This window comes from Bartonella sp. AA83SXKL, from assembly GCF_042196965.1.
Lineage (GTDB): Bacteria > Pseudomonadota > Alphaproteobacteria > Rhizobiales > Rhizobiaceae > Bartonella.
In genome coordinates this window covers 196,721-214,383 of sequence record NZ_JBHIRG010000001.1, presented here as the reverse complement: position 1 = coordinate 214,383, position 17,663 = coordinate 196,721, and the positions used below count along the sequence as shown (strand labels likewise).

Here is a 17,663-nt window from a genome sequence, read left to right as displayed (position 1 = left end):
ATAAAAAAGGAGAATTTTTCATAAATTTTAGTTTTATAAAAAACGGTGAGGATATATACACATGTCTTAACAAGGAGTTAAAATTTTTGTGACAAAAGAAAAAAAATTCTTTCATTTACACATGCTTTCTGATGCAACAGGAGAAACATTAATTTCTGTTGGAAGAGCTGTAGCATCGCAATATGCAATGATTCAGGCAACAGAGCATATCTATCCTATGATTCGTAATAGAATACAGTTACAGAAAGCTCTTAATGAAATACAACAAGAGCCAGGTATTGTTCTTTACACAATGATTGATGAAGAATTTAAACTTCTCCTTCAAAAAAGGTGTAAAGAAATGAAAGTTCCCTGTATTGATATATTGCATCCTGTTTTAAATGCTTTTCAGTCTTACCTTGGAATGCCAACACATTTACGTGCGAGCGCACAACATGATCTTAATGCAGATTATTTTCGCCGTATTGAGGCACTGGATTTTACAATAGAGCATGACGATGGACAGTCTTCCAGTAGCTTATCCGAAGCAGATGTGATCCTTGTGGGAATTTCAAGAACCTCTAAAACGCCAACAAGTATCTATTTAGCAAATCGCGGAATAAAAACGGCTAATATTCCTCTTATTCCTAATATTGATTTGCCAGAATCCCTTTTAGAGGCAAAAAATTCTTTAATTATTGGTTTAATTGCTTCAGCTGAAAGAATCTCACATATCCGCCAAAATCGAGATTTGGGAGAAAGTTTTGCTCTTGATAATTATACAAATCGTATCAACATAGCTGAAGAATTAATCTATGCAAAACGCATTTGCGAACGTTTTGGTTGGCCTATTATTGATGTCACAAGACGTTCTATTGAAGAAACTGCTGCTGCAATATTTGAACTGTTATCACGATTTCGTGAAGGAAATGAGAGAAAATTCTCATGAACGCAGATACTTTAATATTAGCATCTCTTAGTTTTTATCGTGCAAAATTATTAAAAAAAGCAGGCTTAAATTTTTCCATTGAAGGAGCTTCTTTTGATGAAAGAGAAGTAGAAAAAAAAGCAAAAGAAAAAAAACCTAAAGAACTCAGCTGTTTTCTTGCGAGTGCAAAAGCAAAAAATGTTTCAGATCGTTTTCCTGATGCTTTCGTTATTGGTTGTGATCAAGTTCTTGATTTGGAAGGTCAAGTTTTTCACAAAGCAACAAATATTAAAGAAGCACATCAACGTTTATGTGAATTATCAGGAAAAGCCCATTCTCTTCATAGTGCGGTAGCTTTATTTAAAAATGGTCAAAAAATTTGGGTTGAAGCTTTTAGTGCACATATGTCCGTCCGTTTACTCTCATCAGAATTTATTGAACGTTATTTAGCACGCGTAGGAAAAGATGTTTTAAACAGCGTGGGAGTATATCAAATTGAAGGAGAAGGAATTCATCTCTTTGAAAAAATTGAAGGAGATTTTTTTACCATTGTTGGTTTACCTTTGCTGCCTCTACTCATAAAACTGCGCCACTTAGGAATTATTGATGGTTGACTTAACAATAAAAAAAACAAATTATCCGCGTGCTTTTGTTGTTGGTTCTCCAATTCATCATTCAAAATCGCCAAAAATTCACAATTTTTGGCTTAAACAATATGGTTTACAAGGAGAATATCTTGCACAAGAAGTAACATCTGAAGAGTTCAGTCATTTTATTGCGTCTTTACAAAAAATAGGCTTTTGTGGAGGAAATGTTACTTTACCTTATAAACAGGAAGCTTTTCGTTTAGCAGATTATAAAGATGAGAGAGCAACAATGATTGGTGCTGTTAATACACTTTGGTATGAAGGAGATAAGCTTTGTGCCACGAATAGCGATGCCTATGGTTTTAGCGCTAACCTTGATGATTTTGCATCTGATTGGGGAGGGGAAACAGCTCTTGTTTTTGGAGCAGGTGGTGCCGCACGCGCTATCATATATGCCTTAAAAAAACGCGGATTTAAACAGATTTATTTAATTAACCGTACAAAACAACGTGCTGATAATTTAGCTCAGCATTTTGGAAAAATCATTAAAGTTTACGATTGGTATAAAATCCATGAAATACTTCATCAAGTTGATTTGATTGTTAATACAACATCTATTGGCATAAAAATTCCAGAAGAAAAAAGTGATTCTTTTTTTTGCGATTTTCATAAAGCAAAAAAAACGGCGTTAGTAACAGATATTATTTATACACCATTGATAACTCCTTTTTTACAACAGGCAAAGGCTTGTGATCTCAAGACGGTTGATGGGCTTGGGATGCTTCTACATCAGGCTGTTATAGGGTTTGAACAGTGGTTTGGAATAAGACCACAGGTGACAAAAGCGTTACGGACAGCCATTTTAGATGATATGAGTGAAAAAAGAGAATGAAGATCGTAGGATTAACGGGATCAATTGCTATGGGAAAATCAACAGTTGCTGATTTTTTCAAGCAAGCGGGTATTTCTGTTTTTAGTGCTGATGAAGCAGTAAAACAGCTTTATAAAAGTGAGCCAGCTTTGTCATTCATAGAGCGTATTTTTCCTGGTGTTGTTGAAAACGGTGAAGTTAATCGTTTGAAACTTTCTGAAATTTTGATTGATGATAAAGAAAAATTACAAAAATTAGAAAAAATAATTCATCCTTTGGTACAAGAAAAAGAAAGGGAATTTATTGATATAGCGCGTGAACAAGGGAAAAAATTAGTTATTCTTGATATTCCACTTTTGTTTGAAAAAAATGGTGAAAGTCGTTTGGATAGCGTTATTGTTGTTTCTGCTCCACTAGAAATACAAAAAGAACGTGTCATGATTCGCCAAGGTATGAATGAGAAAAAATTTGCCTTTATCAATGCTCAACAAATGCCAGATGAAAAAAAACGAGAACGTGCTGATTTTATTATTGATACAGGGAAAGATTTAGAAAATACCCGTCAACAGGTTTTTGATGTGATAAAAAAATTGCTAAAGAATTAAAATCATGCGTGAAATTATTTTTGATACAGAAACAACAGGTTTAGATAAAGAGAAAGATCGCATAATCGAAATTGGTTGTGTAGAAATGGTTGATCGTTATCTCACAGGACGCCAATTTCATGTTTATTTAAACCCTGAAGGCGTTATTATTCCTGATGAAGTTGTAGCAATTCACGGATTAACCAATGAACGCTTGAAAAACGAGAAAAGTTTTAGTGATATTGTTGATGAATTTTTGGAATTTATCAAAGACGCGACAATGATTGCGCATAATGCGAGTTTTGATATTGGTTTTATTAATGCAGAATTAAAACGCGTCAACAAACCGCTTATCAGTATTGATAATATTCTTGATACATTGGCTATGGCGCGGCGTAAATTTCCTATGGGTCCTAATTCTCTTGATATTTTATGCAAACGTTTTGGAATTGATAACAGCCATCGTGTTCTTCATGGTGCTTTGCTTGATGCAGAGATTCTAGCTGATGTTTATATTGAGCTCATCGGTGGAAAGCAAGGTGTATTGGGTTTTGATAACAGAAGGGGTATTGATGAACATATCCAGAACGATAAAGATACATCTTATGCCGTTAAAATTCGCCCACAGGTTTTACCTTCAAGATTGAGTACGCAAGAAAAAAAGTTACACGCTGATTTTATCTACAAAATGGGTGAAAAAGCTCTGTGGAAAAACTTCAAAATTCATGAATAACATCATCTTTTATCTAAAAGAGTCACGATTGAAATTAAAGGATATCGATGTCAAAAAAACGGTCGTTGTGGGGAGGGGAACACCACAACGACCCTGTCGCTACATCGTACCTCAGCTATCATAGGAGGAGCAAAATGAAAGCTATTAATCCTGTAACAGCAAAGAAAAGCTCTAGGTACTTAATATAAAGTGCAACGACTTCACGTTTTATGAAGAGAAAAAATGGCTTTTTAGAGGCAAAGTGAAAAAATATATAAGGGTAATTTGTTTTTTTAGCTGAAATGGAGAAAAAATTGTCATGAAAGCAACAGATCATCTTTTTTTGGTTGACGGATCAGGCTATATTTTTCGTGCTTATTATGCTTTGCCGCCTTTAAAACGTAAAAAGGATGGACTTCCTGTAGGAGCAGTAGCTGGTTTTTGCAATATGTTATGGAAATTACTTTGTGATGCTCGTAATACAGCTACGGGTGTTGTTCCAACACATTTTGCTGTTATTTTTGATTATTCATCTGATACTTTTCGGAAACAAATTTATCCTGAATATAAAGCGAATCGTGTTGAACCTCCTGAAGATCTAATTCCTCAATTTGCGCTAATACGCCAAGCAACGAAGGCTTTTAATTTGCCTTGTATTGAAAAGGAAGGCTTTGAAGCGGATGATTTAATTGCTACCTATGCAAAGTTGGCAACAAAGGTTGGGGCAAAAACAACCATTATTTCTTCTGATAAGGATCTTATGCAACTCGTAAATACGCATGTATCTTTGTATGATGGAATGAAAGATAAGCATATAGGTATCTCAGAAGTTATAGAAAAATGGGGTGTTGCGCCTGAAAAAATGATTGATTTACAAGCATTAATTGGAGATTCAACGGATAATGTACCGGGTATTCCAGGCATTGGTCCAAAAACTGCAGCTCAGTTGTTAAATGAATTTGGTTCTCTTGATCTTTTATTGCAAAACGTAACAGAAATTAAACAAACAAAACGACGTGAAAACATTCAAGCTTATAGAGAACAAGTTAAAATATCTCGTGAACTTGTCAGGCTTAAAACAGATGTTCCTATAGATAATGATTTAGATGATTTTATTTTGGAGCCACAAGATGGTCCACGTTTAATTGCTTTTTTGAAAGCGATGGAGTTTTCAACATTAACGCGTCGCGTGGCAGAGGCAACGACATGCGATGCAGCTGTTATTGACGCACTTGATATAGATGTTGAATGGGAAAAACTAAGCCCCAGGAATGATTCTGATATCAGGCATGATTCTTATATCAAGAATACTGAGCGCGCATCTCTTCATAATTTTTCTGAAAATTCTCCACAAGTTTTTGCACAAAAACGTAAAGATCAAGCGCTGACTCAAAAAATTACAAGAGATGCTTATACAACAATTCTTGATGAGGAAATTTTAAAAGACTGGTTATCACAAGCACAAGAGCAGGGTTTTTTTGCTTTTGATACTAAAACAACATCTCTTGATCCGATGCAAGCAAAGCTTGTTGGTTTTTCACTCGCATTACAGCCGGAAAAAGCAGCTTATATACCTCTTGAACATTTTGATGAAGGAGAAGAGGACCTTTTGAGGGGCGGGCGCATTGCCTCACAGATTGAGGACCAAAAAGCTTTAGCACTTTTAAAACCGATATTAGAAGATTCAGCGGTGTTAAAAATTGGTCATAATATAAAATATGATTGGTTGGTGATGAAGCAATATGACATTATGATAAGCTCTTTTGACGACATCATGCTTTTATCATATGCTTTTGATGCTGGAATGTTAACCCATAATATGGATGATTTGTCTGAACGTTGGCTTGAGCATAAACCAATTGTCTATAAAGATTTAACGCATAACGGGAAAAAAATTACTTCTTTTGCACAAGTAGATTTAAAACAAGCAACCCTTTATGCGGCGGAAGATGCTGATATAAAGCTACGTCTTTGGCAAGTATTGAAACCGCAACTTGTTGCTCGTGGAATGACAAAAATTTATGAGCGTCTTGATCGGCCTCTTGTAGAAGTTCTTGCAAGAATGGAAGAACGGGGGATTCTTATTGATAGGCAGATTTTATTGCGTCTTTCAGGAGAGTTAGCACAAGCTGCTTTGATTCTAGAAGAGGAAATTTACAAACAAGCTGATGAAAAGTTTAATCTTGCTTCGCCAAAGCAATTAGGGGATATCCTTTTTGGCAAAATGGGATTGCCTGGAGGCGCTAAAACTAAGGGTGGACAATGGTCAACTTCTGCACGGACCTTAGAAGAGTTGGCTGCTGAAGGTCATATTTTACCGCGTAAAATTATTGAGTGGCGTCAACTTTCAAAGCTAAAATCTACCTATACAGATGCCTTGCCTTCTTATATTTTTTCAAAAACAGGGCGAGTTCATACAAATTATTCTTTGGCAATAACATCAACAGGTCGGTTATCATCATCAGAGCCAAATTTGCAAAATATTCCAGTGCGAACTGCTGAAGGACGTAAAATTCGAACAGCTTTTATTGCTCCCAAAGGACATGTGTTACTTTCTGCTGATTATAGTCAGATTGAGTTGCGCATTCTTGCACATATTGCGGATATAAAAGCATTAAAAGAAGCTTTTGCTAAAGGGCATGATATTCACGCTATAACGGCATCACAAATGTTTGGTGTTGCGATAGAAGGAATGCATTCAGATATACGACGGCGTGCAAAAGCGATTAATTTTGGTATTATTTATGGTATTTCAGCTTTTGGACTAGCCAATCAATTGGGAATTTCACGCCAAGAAGCGGGTCGTTATATTCAACTGTATTTTGAAAGATTTCCAGGAATTAAAGATTATATGGAGAAGACCAAAATCTTTGCACGTGAAAATGGTTATGTAGAAACAATTTTTGGACGTCGTATCCATTATCCAGAGATAAAAGCAAAGAATGTAAAAATTCGTTCTCTTAATGAGCGGGCAGCTATCAATGCTCCAATTCAAGGTTCTGCAGCAGATATTATTCGTCGCGCTATGATACATATGGGAGATGCTTTAAAAGAAGAAAAACTATCAGCAAAAATGTTGCTGCAAGTTCATGATGAACTGATTTTTGAAGTACCAGAAGAAGAAAGTAAAAAAACCATGACTGTTGTTAAAAATGTTATGGAAAATGCTACAATACCGGTTCTATCTTTATCTGTACCGCTTGAAGTAAAAGTTATGACGGCTCAAAATTGGGATGAGGCACATTAATTTTTTTTATTTATTTTTAAGAATATTGATTGCGTTGGAAAGATTAAGATAGGCTTTGATAGGCAAATGATCTGAAGCAATGCGTGCAAGTGGTGAATAATGATTTTCAATACTTGTTACCAATTGGTGGGGAAAAGAAAAAACTCTATCAAGGGCTAACAAAGGAAAACGAGAGGGAAAGCTTGGTACAACTTCAAAAGTGCTATCAAAATAGGGAGAAAAATGATTTAAAGATGAGCCTTTTCCCATTCGCCATTCATTAAAATCTCCTATGAGGAGTGTAGGCATAAGGGGGCGTTTTTGGAAAATTTCAAGGAGCATTTTTGTTTGTTGTTTACGAGAGTAACGTAATAAGCCAAAATGAGCCGCAATAATACGAATAGGGCCTGCTGCCATTTCCAATTCTACAATTACAGCCCCACGTGGTTCAATACTAGGAAGAGTGACTTGTAAAGTATCACGTACATATCCCTTTTGCAAAAAAAGAGCATTCCCATGCCAACCATGGCCATGAGGTGACATAGTATTAAGAGGTACAGGAATCAAACCGGTTTCAGCTTTTAATAGCTGAAGATTAATCAAACCGATGCGTTCCCCAAAACGTTTATCTGCTTCTTGAAGAGCAAGGATATCAACTTGTAATTCAGTAATAACACGGACAATTCTTGTAGGATTAAAAACTTTATCAACACCTACACATTTATGCACATTATAGGAAGCAACGGTCAGATCATAATTACTATTTTGATTGACGATGTTTGATTGACGATGAGAGCGGCTGTGAGTTGTATTTAAAAGGGAGCTATGGAGTTTTTGTTGGATAAAACCGGTAAACCAAGGGAATTTTTGCTTATAAGGGATTTTTGTCATTTTGCGAAAAGAATAGTTTCTAAGAAGCAGAGGGTAAAGATTTACACTAAAAACAAAAGAACCTTGTTTCTTTTAGAAACAAGGTTCTTTAATTAAGTAATGATTTTTGCAATCAATCACGGTTTGAGCCAAGAAACTGTAGCAAGAAGACAAACATATTGATGAAATCAAGATAAAGATTCAGCGCGCCCATAATAACTTTACGTCCTCTGGTATCGCTTTCATCTCCTTCATAATACATCAACTTAATGCTCTGGGTATCGTAGGCTGTTAAACCAGCAAAGATAAAAACACCAATCACAGAGATAGCAAACTGCAAAGCGCTTGATCCAAGAAAAATGTTCACAATCATGGAAAGCAACAAGCCGATCAATCCAATGAATAAGAATGAACCGATTGCTGTGAGATCACGCTTTGTTGTGTATCCATAAAGTGAAAGAGCTCCAAAAGTTGCGGCGGAAATGACAAAGGTTTGCACAACACTTTCTGTCGTATAGCGCAAAACGATTGAAGACAGTGAAAGACCAACCAGAGCAGCATAACCAAAAAAGAGGCTACGAGCAGCATTTGTGCTCAATGTATTAATTTTAAAACTGAGGAATAAAACTGCTATGAGTGGTGCAAACATAACAATGTAAGAGAATGGCGATGTATAAAATGTTACTCCAAATGATGTTAAATAAACACTGCTATTGATTTGAGCTGCTGCTTGGTTCATATCTGTTGTCGTTGCTAATGATACAATTACATAAGCGGCAGCAGCTGTAATAAGCAAACCAATGGCCATTGTATTATAGACACCCAACATATAGTCGCGCAATCCCTGATCAATTGATGCATCGGCGTGAGAAGTAGGCGCCGAACGTAAATTTTTAAAATTAGCCATAATATAAAATCCTTTAGCATATGTTCTGTCAGGTATAGGGCTTTAAAGGTGTCTCTGTCATTACACAGATAAACTTGGTATAAGCCTTAATTAGGCAAATACAAAAACCCTTAAGAATCACTGACAGAATTCCAGCATATATGCTCTTATTATGGAGATTTATTTAAAAATTACAAGAGATTTATATGAAGAAGGAACCTTACAAATTGGTAAGGAAATAGTTCATTTTAATAAAAAATATTTCCATTTTTTGCCATATTTTTGCAAGATAAAAAGACTACACTTAAAAACTTTTCTATTGTTCACAGAAACTATGTAATACAATCCCTTATAAAATATTCACTATTTTTGCGTTTATGAGAAGAGCGGCAAGTATCATCACACTATTTTCAACCTCCAATATTGCATCTGTTTTGCACGGTTATAAGAGCTATTGAATTGGATTTTTATATAAATATTGATGTATAATGATAAATTGTCTTTTTGAATGCTAAATGATACTCCGAATATCGCAAGATTCTCTGGTTGAAAATCTGTTCATATTAAATAAATCAAGATTATTGATTTGCTTGTGTCTTACAAGAGACATGGTTTTAATGGATTCAACATGAACAGATTCCAAATAAAAGAGATTTAGGATAGTAAGGGCTTTTATTCAATATGAAAAACGGTAATTTATATTTATAATCAATATGTTGGTTTAACAAGACACCATTGAAAATAGTTGAAAAAATGTTTTTTATTAAACAATATATAAAATAAAAAAGGAGAGTTTTTAAACGAAGCACTTAAGAAAGGCTCTGTAAAAGCGATATCTGTAAAAACTAAAAAACATACGAAAAGCAATTGTTCTAATCAAATAAACAGAACTTCAAATGCTGTGAAATGTCTCCTCAAAAATTGTGATGTAGGACACATGGATAAAAAATATTGATTCTATTTGGGTTCATTTCTTTTGCACTAACTAAGTGTAGAAATGTAAAGTTGGAAAGAAAGTAAGATCTTATAGTCCCATGAAGAGAAACACGTGAAATGACGAGCAACAAGAATTGATTAAGAGAAATCAATGTGTAATCAGACTTGTGATGGTCAATAATCTCTGTTTTCTAAGGCACTGAACATATCAATGAGAAGATGCACTATTGGAATGACGCCTTGCTTTTATCCAAGTACGCAATTCTTCAATAAGGATGGCAATAACACCGAGAGTGATAAAACTATCTGCAAGGTTGAAAATAGCAAAATAAAAAATATCATCAATATGAAAAAGTATATAATCAGTGACATGATGAAAGCGAATACGATCAATGAGATTGCCGATGGCTCCCCCAATAATAAGAATAAGACCAAAGCGCATTAAAGACTTATTATATTCAGTATTTTTCCATAACCATAGAAGAAAGATAATCACAATGATCGTGATGGCGATGATTCCCCACTGAGAAAAGGAAGAAAAAAACGAAAATGCAATGCCAGAATTGCGCACATGATAAAGGGAAAGAAAAGGAATAAGCGAAATTTCTGTTCCTAAAGGCATATTGTGCATAACCCAGTATTTGACAGCTTGATCAAGTACTACTGTAAAAGCCAAGCCCAAGAGAAGAAAAGGGAGTGATTTACGAATCATGTTTTTCCTCACATGGTTCCAGTATTAAATAGGGGCGACGGATTTCATAAAGCATAACAGCTGTTGCTACAGCTAGATTAAGCGAGTCTGCTCGTCCGCTTTGTGGAATACGCGTAAGTTTATCACACCGATTCGTAAGAAGATCTGATAATCCCTGTTTTTCATTTCCCATTAAAAGGATAATAGGGCCATTTTTGAAGTCAAGTGTGCGATAATCCAGAGAACCTTTGAGGTGTGTTCCAACAATCATACCTTTAAAGTGAGAAGACCAGTTTAAAAAGCCGTTTTCATCAAAACGATAAAGTGGTACAGAGAAAATAGATCCCATGGTTGCACGGACTGTTTCAGGCGAGAAAGGGTCTGTTGTCTCGCCAATTAAAATAACACCTTTAGCATCTACAGCATCAGCTGTTCGAATAATGGTACCAAGGTTTCCAGGATCACGTACACGATCAAGCGCGATGTAAACATCTTTAATCTGCCCTTTTATCATTTCAAAAGAGTGCCATTTTTGCTTGAAAATACCAATAACTGTTTGTGGATTATCGCGTCGGGTAAGTGATTCCATAACCTTTTGTGAGGCTTTAATAACAAAACCACCGTTGGCTACAGCACGTGCAGCAGTATTTTCGATAGTAGCATTACCGATTTCACTTTTAGAAAAAATAAGCGTCTGTATTGTCCAGCCAAGATTGAGAGCATCAATGACCAATTTCAATCCTTCTGCCATGAAAAGACCTTCTCTATTACGGTTTTTCTTTTGGCTAAGTGCTTTAAGATTTTTTATGATGGGGTTGCTAAGAGAGGTAATTTCTTTCACTCTACCAGTTTTGGGTCTACACATATTCAAGCAATCCAACGGCTAAAAAGAGAAGTAGAAAGAGCACGTCCTGCAACTTCTTCACGCAAAATGAGTTCTCCTGATTCGACCGTACCACCAAGATTTACAAATGCATCACGCATTAAAGCATGAAGTGCAAAGAAGGAAGCACGAATAGAATAAGCTGTAAGGACAACAGAGAGCGGTTTATCAGAGAGAAGTTTACGACAATTTGTGATCATAGCGGGTAAATGATCAAACAGTTGCCAAATTTCACCATGGGGTCCACGCCCATAAGCAGGGGGATCAAGAAGAATCATATCATAGCTTTTCTTACGACGCAGTTCACGCTCGACAAATTTCATAGCATCATCGCAAATCCAGCGAATAGAATGATCTGGTAATCCTGCTCTTTCTTGATTAGCTTTTGCCCACGCAATGGCTTTTTTAGAAGCATCAACATGGGTAACATTCGCACCCGCTCGTGCTCCAATCAAAGAGGCAATACCTGTATAGCCAAAAAGATTCAACAATTTTATAGGGCGTTCGGCTTTAACAATTTGTTCTTCCATAGAGCGCCAATGGGCATCTTGTTCAGGAAAAACCCCCACATGACGAAAGGAAGTAAAACGGCCTAGAAAAGACAATCCATTCCAAGCAAGAGCCCATGTTTCATCAAGTGGCTTTTTAGGAAAATGCCAACGCCCAACCCCTTCTTCATCAAGGTTTCCTGTGAAAATAGCATCAACATCAGCCCATTGTTTTTGTGGTAAAGCGGGTTTCCATAGTGCTTGACCTTCTGGTCGAATAATGCGGTAAGCTCCATAACGTTCTAATTTTTGTCCATGACCAGAATCAATGAGAGCATAGTTTTCGCTTATACCCGTTTCTAAAATAAGGGGCAGCTTTTCCTGCGGATATCTATTGAATTGAAAGCATTGTGCGGGCATGTTTTGTATCACGGTATATGAGGTATAAAAATATATTATAAAGCTCTTAAATGTTTCGTAAAAGTGCAAAAAAGCTAAAGTCAATTAAAACATGTATAAAAAAAGAAAAAGAGCACTTTTAACTCTGTACTGAATATAAAATACAGAGAGAAAAGATTTCATTTAAATACCATTACACCAGATTTGTGATAGATGTTTTCAATTTTTCAATCTCGGCTTTACTTTTTTTGAGAGCTTTTTTGTATTTGTGATAGGAAAACCAACTGATCAGATTTCCTAATAAAATACCAAAAACAAAGAAAATAAAGAGCCATATAAAGAGGGGAGCATGATAAGTAAAACTTTCAGGATTTGCTCGAAAAGGATCAAGGGTTAACGGAACCATTTGACGATTAGCCACGATAAAAACAATCAAAACCGCTGCGAGAATCACACCGATACTTGTTAGAAGAATACGTTTAATTATCATAAGTTTCTCACTGATTAAGACGGTCGCGTAAATCCTTGCCAGTTTTAAAAAAAGGAATCCACTTTTCTTCAACAGAAACGGCTTCACCTGTTCGTGGATTACGTCCATTACGGGCTGAGCGGCTTTTTACAGAAAAAGCTCCAAATCCACGAAGTTCAACGCGATTGCCATTTGCAAGTGCTGTTGCAATTTCCTCAAAAATAGCGTTTACAATATTCTCCACATCCCGTTGAAAAAGATGCGGGTTATGACGAGCGATAATTTGCACAAGCTCTGATTTTACCACAATAGCCTCACTTTCACACAAAAAAATTTTGTAATTGTGCACTCCATGCATATTACAATATATAAACGGATAAAAGCAAAATAAAATCAAGAAAAAACAAATTGCAAGAAACAAAATTTGAAAATACCTTCTATAAAGGGTATACAGATTAAAAATGCGGAGGATTTAAGAGATCAGGAGAGTATGTCCGTACACAATCATTATAAAGCCTTTTCAACGCGATCATCTTTTGGAGATGTTTTAAAAAAAGCATCTCGTCATTCGCGTCGCATTAGCATATTAAAAATTTTTTTACCTCTCTTAGCGTTGATTTCAGCGCTGGTTTTTTGCTGGTTTACGTTTTTCTTGGTTCCAGTTACTTCTGATTCTATGCCTTTGAATAATGGAGAAAGTGGCGTGATGAATTTGACGATGCTCAATCCAAAATTAGAAGGGTATACGCGTGCTCATGAACCTTATTGGCTTAAAGCAGAAAAGGCATTTCAAGACCATACCCACGCTGGAATGATTGGGTTGCAAAACATTACAGCTAGAGCATTTATGGGCCAACAAAGACAGGTTTTTCTTTCAGCACAAGGGGGGGGTTACGATAACATTAATGGTTTTTTACAGTTGGATAAGCCATTCACGATTACGACGAATGATGGGATGATGGTACAATTTATGTCAGCTAGTATTAACTTATCCGAGGGACAGTTAAAAACAGATCAACGTGTTAATATTCAGCAAGCCGGTTTGAATCTTGCCGCAAACGCCTTACAAATTCGAGAAAAAGGAAAAAACATATATTTCCATGGTGGTGTGCATTTAGTGCTTCAAAAGCAATAACGCAATATCAATACAAATCTTTAAAGGATATTTATAAAGAGAAGTATGTGTATATACAAACAGAAGAATTGAAATAATGAAATCGTACAAAAGATGGATAGGTGTGATGTTGGCTTTTAGCATGGGAATGTTAGGAGAAGGAGCAGTTTTAGGATATGCTGAAGTGGCCCATTTTGGAATAAGTCTATCAAGCGATAAAGAACCGGTAGAACTTCATGCAGATTCTTTGGAAATACGTGATAAAGAAGGGATAGCGCTTTTTAAGGGTGACGTTTCAGTGGTACAAGGTGAACGTCTTTTAAGAACGGCAGAATTAGTTGTTTACTACGATAAAGCATATAAAGAAATTGATAAAAACAGGAAAGATACAAAGGCATCATCTGTTTCTTTATTTGGTTCGTCGAGTATACAAAAAATGGAAGCTTTAGGAAAAGTTTATATAAAAATTGCTACGCAAGTTGCTACGGGTGATAAAGGCGTTTTTGATGGAAAGTCAAAAATGATGAGTTTGACAGGGAATCATGTTGTGTTAACTGATGGTGACAATGTGGCAACGGGGTGCAAACTAACGGCAAATATGGAAAGCGGAAAGGCTTTTTTAGAAGGTTGTGAGACGCCTAAGAAAAAAGGCCGTGTTTCTATTATTTTAAAACAAAATCAAAAGAATGGCCATTAAGATTTCATGTTTGGAATCAAAAGAAAAAAACAGACCGATAGGTATAATCTTGAAAGTGAAGCTTCAAAAAATCCCTTAAAAGGGACCTTGATTGCCAGTAATTTGATTAAAGTTTATCGAGGAAGACGAACTGTTAATGGTGTTTCTTTTGGCATTCGTACGGGAGAAGCCGTTGGCATTTTAGGGCCCAATGGGGCAGGTAAAACAACTTGTTTTTATATGGTGACAGGGCTTATAAAATCTGATGGAGGATCCATTAAAATTGATGGATTTGATATTACGCATCTTCCGATGTATCGACGTGCGCGTTTAGGTATTGGATATCTTCCACAGGAAGCGTCTATTTTTCGTGGTCTTTCAGTAGAAAATAACATTAAAGCTGTTTTAGAGGTCGTTGAAAAAGATCGCCTTAAACAACGTGAAGAGTTAGATAGCCTTTTACATGAATTTAAAATTGATCATTTACGTAAAATGTCTGCACTTTCGTTATCTGGAGGTGAACGTCGGCGACTTGAAATTGCGCGCGCTTTAGCTTCTCGTCCCCATTTTATGTTACTTGATGAACCATTTGCAGGAATTGATCCTATCGCTATTTTCGATATTCAACAACTTATTCGTCATTTAACGAGGCGTGGCATTGGTATTTTAATAACGGATCATAATGTGCGTGAGACATTAGGGCTTGTCGATCGCGCTTATATTATTCATACAGGGCGGGTGTTAGTTCACGGTTGTCCTAACGATATTATCAACAACGTTGATGTACGCAGAATTTATTTGGGAAATCAGTTTTCTCTTTGATTTTACAGCTTTCACGAGTTTCCATTTAAGTTTAACCAAACATTATTACTGAAAATCTCCTTATTTATGCCAAAACTTCTTTTATGACTATAACCTTAATGTTGTTATTGAGTGGTGAAAAAGGCTTCATCATTAGAGGTTAGTCTGTTGTTTTATAAGTTTAGCTTACTCATAATTGTATCATAGAAAAGATATCACTAGATTAACGTGATAATGAGTGATAAACGAAGCGCTCAATAAATGCGTGTGTTATTGAAAGGTAAGAGATATTTATCATATTTTTCTCTGTCGAATCAAATCATATATCGATGATGCTGTTTTAGGTATTTTGATGGGAGCACCGGTTTATATATTGCGGTTATTCAATAGGAGTTGTCGTATTTTATTGGTTTATATGGCCTATTTGAAAATAGGAGCTTGGCTACAGATATCAGGCTAAATCTATAAATCTTTTAAAATAATCATTAAATTTCTAAAAATCTTTATATTCTTGTTATAAGTCGATGTTCAAGCTATACAGTAATTTTCAAAGTAAAGGTCCATTTTGCTCAGTATGCTTTTCATCTTAATTTAAGGGCTCATTTTTAAAGAAAGAAAAACTCTGATGGCGGATTATACATCAACTCTTATGACAAGTTTAATAAATTTATGAATAATGGCCTTTTCTAGAGTCGTAAGGAAATTAACTTTATGAACAACTTCATTTCTTTGGTTTCTTATGCCGTTAATGATGATCCGAATAATATTTATTGTTGTTTTAGAAGTGATATGAGATGTATTGAGCCATCACCCATTATAAATTGAAAAGTAAAAACACATGCGATGTTGCGAAAAGTGAAAGAACATTAAGTATCTATAGCGTTTATAGGTTTATTGATGAGCATTTTAGCGTGTAAGAGGAAAATTAAAGTATGAATTTGAGTGAGTTAATAGCACCGGAAGCGATCATTCCGGCTCTTAATGCTAATTCGAAAAAACAAGTTCTGCAAATTTTAGCCGAAAAAGCTTCCAAGCTAACAGGTCTTAGTGAGCATGTGATTTTTGATGTTGTTTTACAACGCGAGAAGCTTGGTTCAACGGGTTTGGGTGGAGGTATTGCGATTCCTCATGGAAAATTACCTGATATTAATCGGATCATTGGTATATTTGCACGTCTTGAAAGTCCTGTTGATTTTGAAGCTCTTGACGACGAACCTATAGATCTCGTTTTTCTCCTTTTAGCACCTGAAAATGCTGGTGCAGATCACTTAAAAGCTTTATCACAGATCGCACGTGTTTTGCGTCACACTGATGTTGTACAAAAGTTGCGCAGTACGCATAATGCCAATGCGCTTTATTCTTTATTGATTCAGACTTCAGAATCAAATGCAGCTTAAAAGTTATTATGAGCGTATAAATTGCGAGGTATGCACTACAGAGCGTAGGAAATAATATAATTTGCATCTTAAGACTAATAACAAAAGGTTATGTCATGAGATTTAAGAAAATCACTTCTAAGTGAACCTTCTTTTTAAAGAGCAAGCAACAAAAACGAAGGGCTTGTCCTTTCTTGTTCTCGTATATTAAAGCATCTAATTATTATGTTCGTGGATTCTTTTATCCTGTTATACTGTAAAAACACTATCATTTGAGATATGGTGAGATAAATTCTGTAAGTCTTCTTAATATATTAAGTGCTTTAGAGTGCGTGGTAAATATTTTTAAGCAGGACTTGTTTTTAGAGCCTTTAGTTAAGTGAATCACATGAGTGGGAAGAAAAGAGGAGACCGCTCGACAAGAATCCAAACTTTTTCAGTCCAGATTGGATTAAGAATCTTCGTCCTTTGAAAGCGGGAAAGAAATCAACAGAAAAGTTTATTTGTGCATTGAATTTTTTTGTAAGTTGAGTTTGAGTGTTTAGGGATAATATTTTAATGCTCAAGAAGAAATAAGAGATATATTGTATCTTCAGTATAGCAAGATATTGATTTTAAATATAATTCACTATTTCGCATGTTGGATGAGAGATCCGAATATTGTAAAATTCTCTCATTCCAAACTTGTTTATGTTGAATCAATCAAAACCATTTCCTTGCACGTTGTAAACGGAATTAGCGTGTGGATAAAAACTGTACAAGAAAGGGGTAAAAATGCTTCCTATGAATCGTCTCAAGTATCGAGAGTTGTAGCAAAACATTGGGAGCTGGAAAATAGTGTTATGGTGCCAGCTTTCTTCTTCACAAGTGGAGAGATCAACTATTTTATAGATATGATTTAGATGTCTGCTGTTGTATAGAGCTCATGCTAAAGAACAATTTTGTACGGTAAGAATGAAAATTATACCTTTAGGTTGGGTGAAAGAGTTTTTATGTATAGGAAGATTTATTTAAGTGTCTTTAATTGATTAAAATATTGTTTAAAAAACGGTAATGTTAGAACTGCTATAGAAAAAATTTTTATATTTCTTTTTATAAATTACTTAGAAATAAGATAAGGAGACTTTCCCAAAGAATTCTTAAGAAGTTTTTTATAACAGAAAGAAAAATATCGTCTAATACATTAA

The 17,663-nt window shown here is 35.4% G+C and carries 17 protein-coding genes; 10 read left to right on the top strand and 7 right to left on the bottom strand.

Annotated features, from left to right (window positions below; genetic code table 11):
* The first annotated feature begins 88 nt into the window (after positions 1-88).
* The 6 genes from ACFINO_RS00740 to polA all read left to right on the top strand — a co-directional run bounded on the left by ACFINO_RS00740 (position 89) and on the right by polA (position 6,908).
* Positions 89-928, top strand: a complete 840-nt coding sequence (locus ACFINO_RS00740) for a pyruvate, water dikinase regulatory protein (protein ID WP_375633959.1) — start codon at positions 89-91, stop codon at positions 926-928.
* Complete coding sequence (locus tag ACFINO_RS00735) at positions 925-1,521, top strand: Maf family nucleotide pyrophosphatase (protein WP_375633961.1); 597 nt, start codon at positions 925-927, stop codon at positions 1,519-1,521. Before ACFINO_RS00740 ends, ACFINO_RS00735 begins: the two co-directional genes overlap by 4 nt.
* Positions 1,514-2,386 (top strand): shikimate dehydrogenase, encoded by an 873-nt coding sequence (locus ACFINO_RS00730; protein ID WP_375654807.1) that lies wholly within the window; start codon positions 1,514-1,516, stop codon positions 2,384-2,386. The genes ACFINO_RS00735 and ACFINO_RS00730 overlap by 8 nt, the downstream gene beginning before the upstream one ends.
* On the top strand, positions 2,383-2,970 hold the full coding sequence (gene coaE / locus ACFINO_RS00725) for a dephospho-CoA kinase (RefSeq protein ID WP_375654805.1): 588 nt from the start codon (positions 2,383-2,385) through the stop codon (positions 2,968-2,970). The genes ACFINO_RS00730 and coaE overlap by 4 nt, the downstream gene beginning before the upstream one ends.
* Before the next feature lie 4 nt (positions 2,971-2,974).
* Complete coding sequence (dnaQ, locus tag ACFINO_RS00720; protein WP_375633965.1) at positions 2,975-3,682, top strand: DNA polymerase III subunit epsilon; 708 nt, start codon at positions 2,975-2,977, stop codon at positions 3,680-3,682.
* A gap of 298 nt (positions 3,683-3,980) precedes the next feature.
* Positions 3,981-6,908, top strand: coding sequence for a DNA polymerase I (polA, locus tag ACFINO_RS00715; protein WP_375642790.1), 2,928 nt, complete (start codon positions 3,981-3,983; stop codon positions 6,906-6,908).
* A gap of 6 nt (positions 6,909-6,914) precedes the next feature.
* On the opposite strand, the gene ACFINO_RS00710 is transcribed toward polA, so the two are convergent.
* The 7 genes from ACFINO_RS00710 to ihfB form a co-directional block, all read right to left on the bottom strand.
* Complete coding sequence (locus tag ACFINO_RS00710) at positions 6,915-7,778, bottom strand: endonuclease/exonuclease/phosphatase family protein (protein WP_375654803.1); 864 nt, start codon at positions 7,776-7,778, stop codon at positions 6,915-6,917.
* Positions 7,779-7,890: 112 nt separating this feature from the next.
* Entirely contained in the window at positions 7,891-8,664 is a 774-nt protein-coding gene (locus ACFINO_RS00705) for a Bax inhibitor-1/YccA family protein (RefSeq protein ID WP_375654801.1), read from the bottom strand.
* Positions 8,665-9,787: 1,123 nt separating this feature from the next.
* The gene (lspA, locus tag ACFINO_RS00700; RefSeq protein WP_375654799.1) at positions 9,788-10,291 is read right to left on the bottom strand and encodes a signal peptidase II; all 504 of its coding nucleotides are present in this window, start codon (positions 10,289-10,291) and stop codon (positions 9,788-9,790) included.
* Entirely contained in the window at positions 10,281-11,135 is an 855-nt protein-coding gene (locus ACFINO_RS00695; RefSeq protein WP_375654797.1) for a TrmH family RNA methyltransferase, read from the bottom strand. Before ACFINO_RS00695 ends, lspA begins: the two co-directional genes overlap by 11 nt.
* A 2-nt stretch (positions 11,136-11,137) precedes the next feature.
* Complete coding sequence (locus ACFINO_RS00690) at positions 11,138-12,061, bottom strand: class I SAM-dependent methyltransferase (RefSeq protein WP_375654795.1); 924 nt, start codon at positions 12,059-12,061, stop codon at positions 11,138-11,140.
* A 172-nt stretch (positions 12,062-12,233) separates the two neighbouring features.
* A complete protein-coding gene (locus tag ACFINO_RS00685) occupies positions 12,234-12,530 on the bottom strand; it encodes a lipopolysaccharide assembly protein LapA domain-containing protein (protein ID WP_375617461.1) in 297 nt (98 codons plus the stop codon).
* Positions 12,531-12,537: 7 nt separating this feature from the next.
* Positions 12,538-12,816 (bottom strand): integration host factor subunit beta, encoded by a 279-nt coding sequence (gene ihfB, locus ACFINO_RS00680; RefSeq protein WP_273790186.1) that lies wholly within the window; start codon positions 12,814-12,816, stop codon positions 12,538-12,540.
* A 183-nt stretch (positions 12,817-12,999) separates the two neighbouring features.
* Here ihfB and lptC point away from each other — a divergent pair, with 183 nt between their 5' ends.
* The 4 genes from lptC (at position 13,000) to ptsN (ending at position 16,497) form a co-directional block, all read left to right on the top strand.
* The gene (lptC, locus tag ACFINO_RS00675) at positions 13,000-13,644 is read left to right on the top strand and encodes an LPS export ABC transporter periplasmic protein LptC (RefSeq protein WP_375654793.1); all 645 of its coding nucleotides are present in this window, start codon (positions 13,000-13,002) and stop codon (positions 13,642-13,644) included.
* A gap of 76 nt (positions 13,645-13,720) precedes the next feature.
* Positions 13,721-14,320 (top strand): LptA/OstA family protein, encoded by a 600-nt coding sequence (locus ACFINO_RS00670; RefSeq protein ID WP_375633646.1) that lies wholly within the window; start codon positions 13,721-13,723, stop codon positions 14,318-14,320.
* 6 nt (positions 14,321-14,326) lie between these two features.
* Positions 14,327-15,121 (top strand): LPS export ABC transporter ATP-binding protein, encoded by a 795-nt coding sequence (gene lptB / locus ACFINO_RS00665; RefSeq protein ID WP_375633647.1) that lies wholly within the window; start codon positions 14,327-14,329, stop codon positions 15,119-15,121.
* Positions 15,122-16,032: 911 nt separating this feature from the next.
* A complete protein-coding gene (gene ptsN / locus ACFINO_RS00660) occupies positions 16,033-16,497 on the top strand; it encodes a PTS IIA-like nitrogen regulatory protein PtsN (protein ID WP_375636394.1) in 465 nt (154 codons plus the stop codon).
* Positions 16,498-17,663: the final 1,166 nt, after the last annotated feature.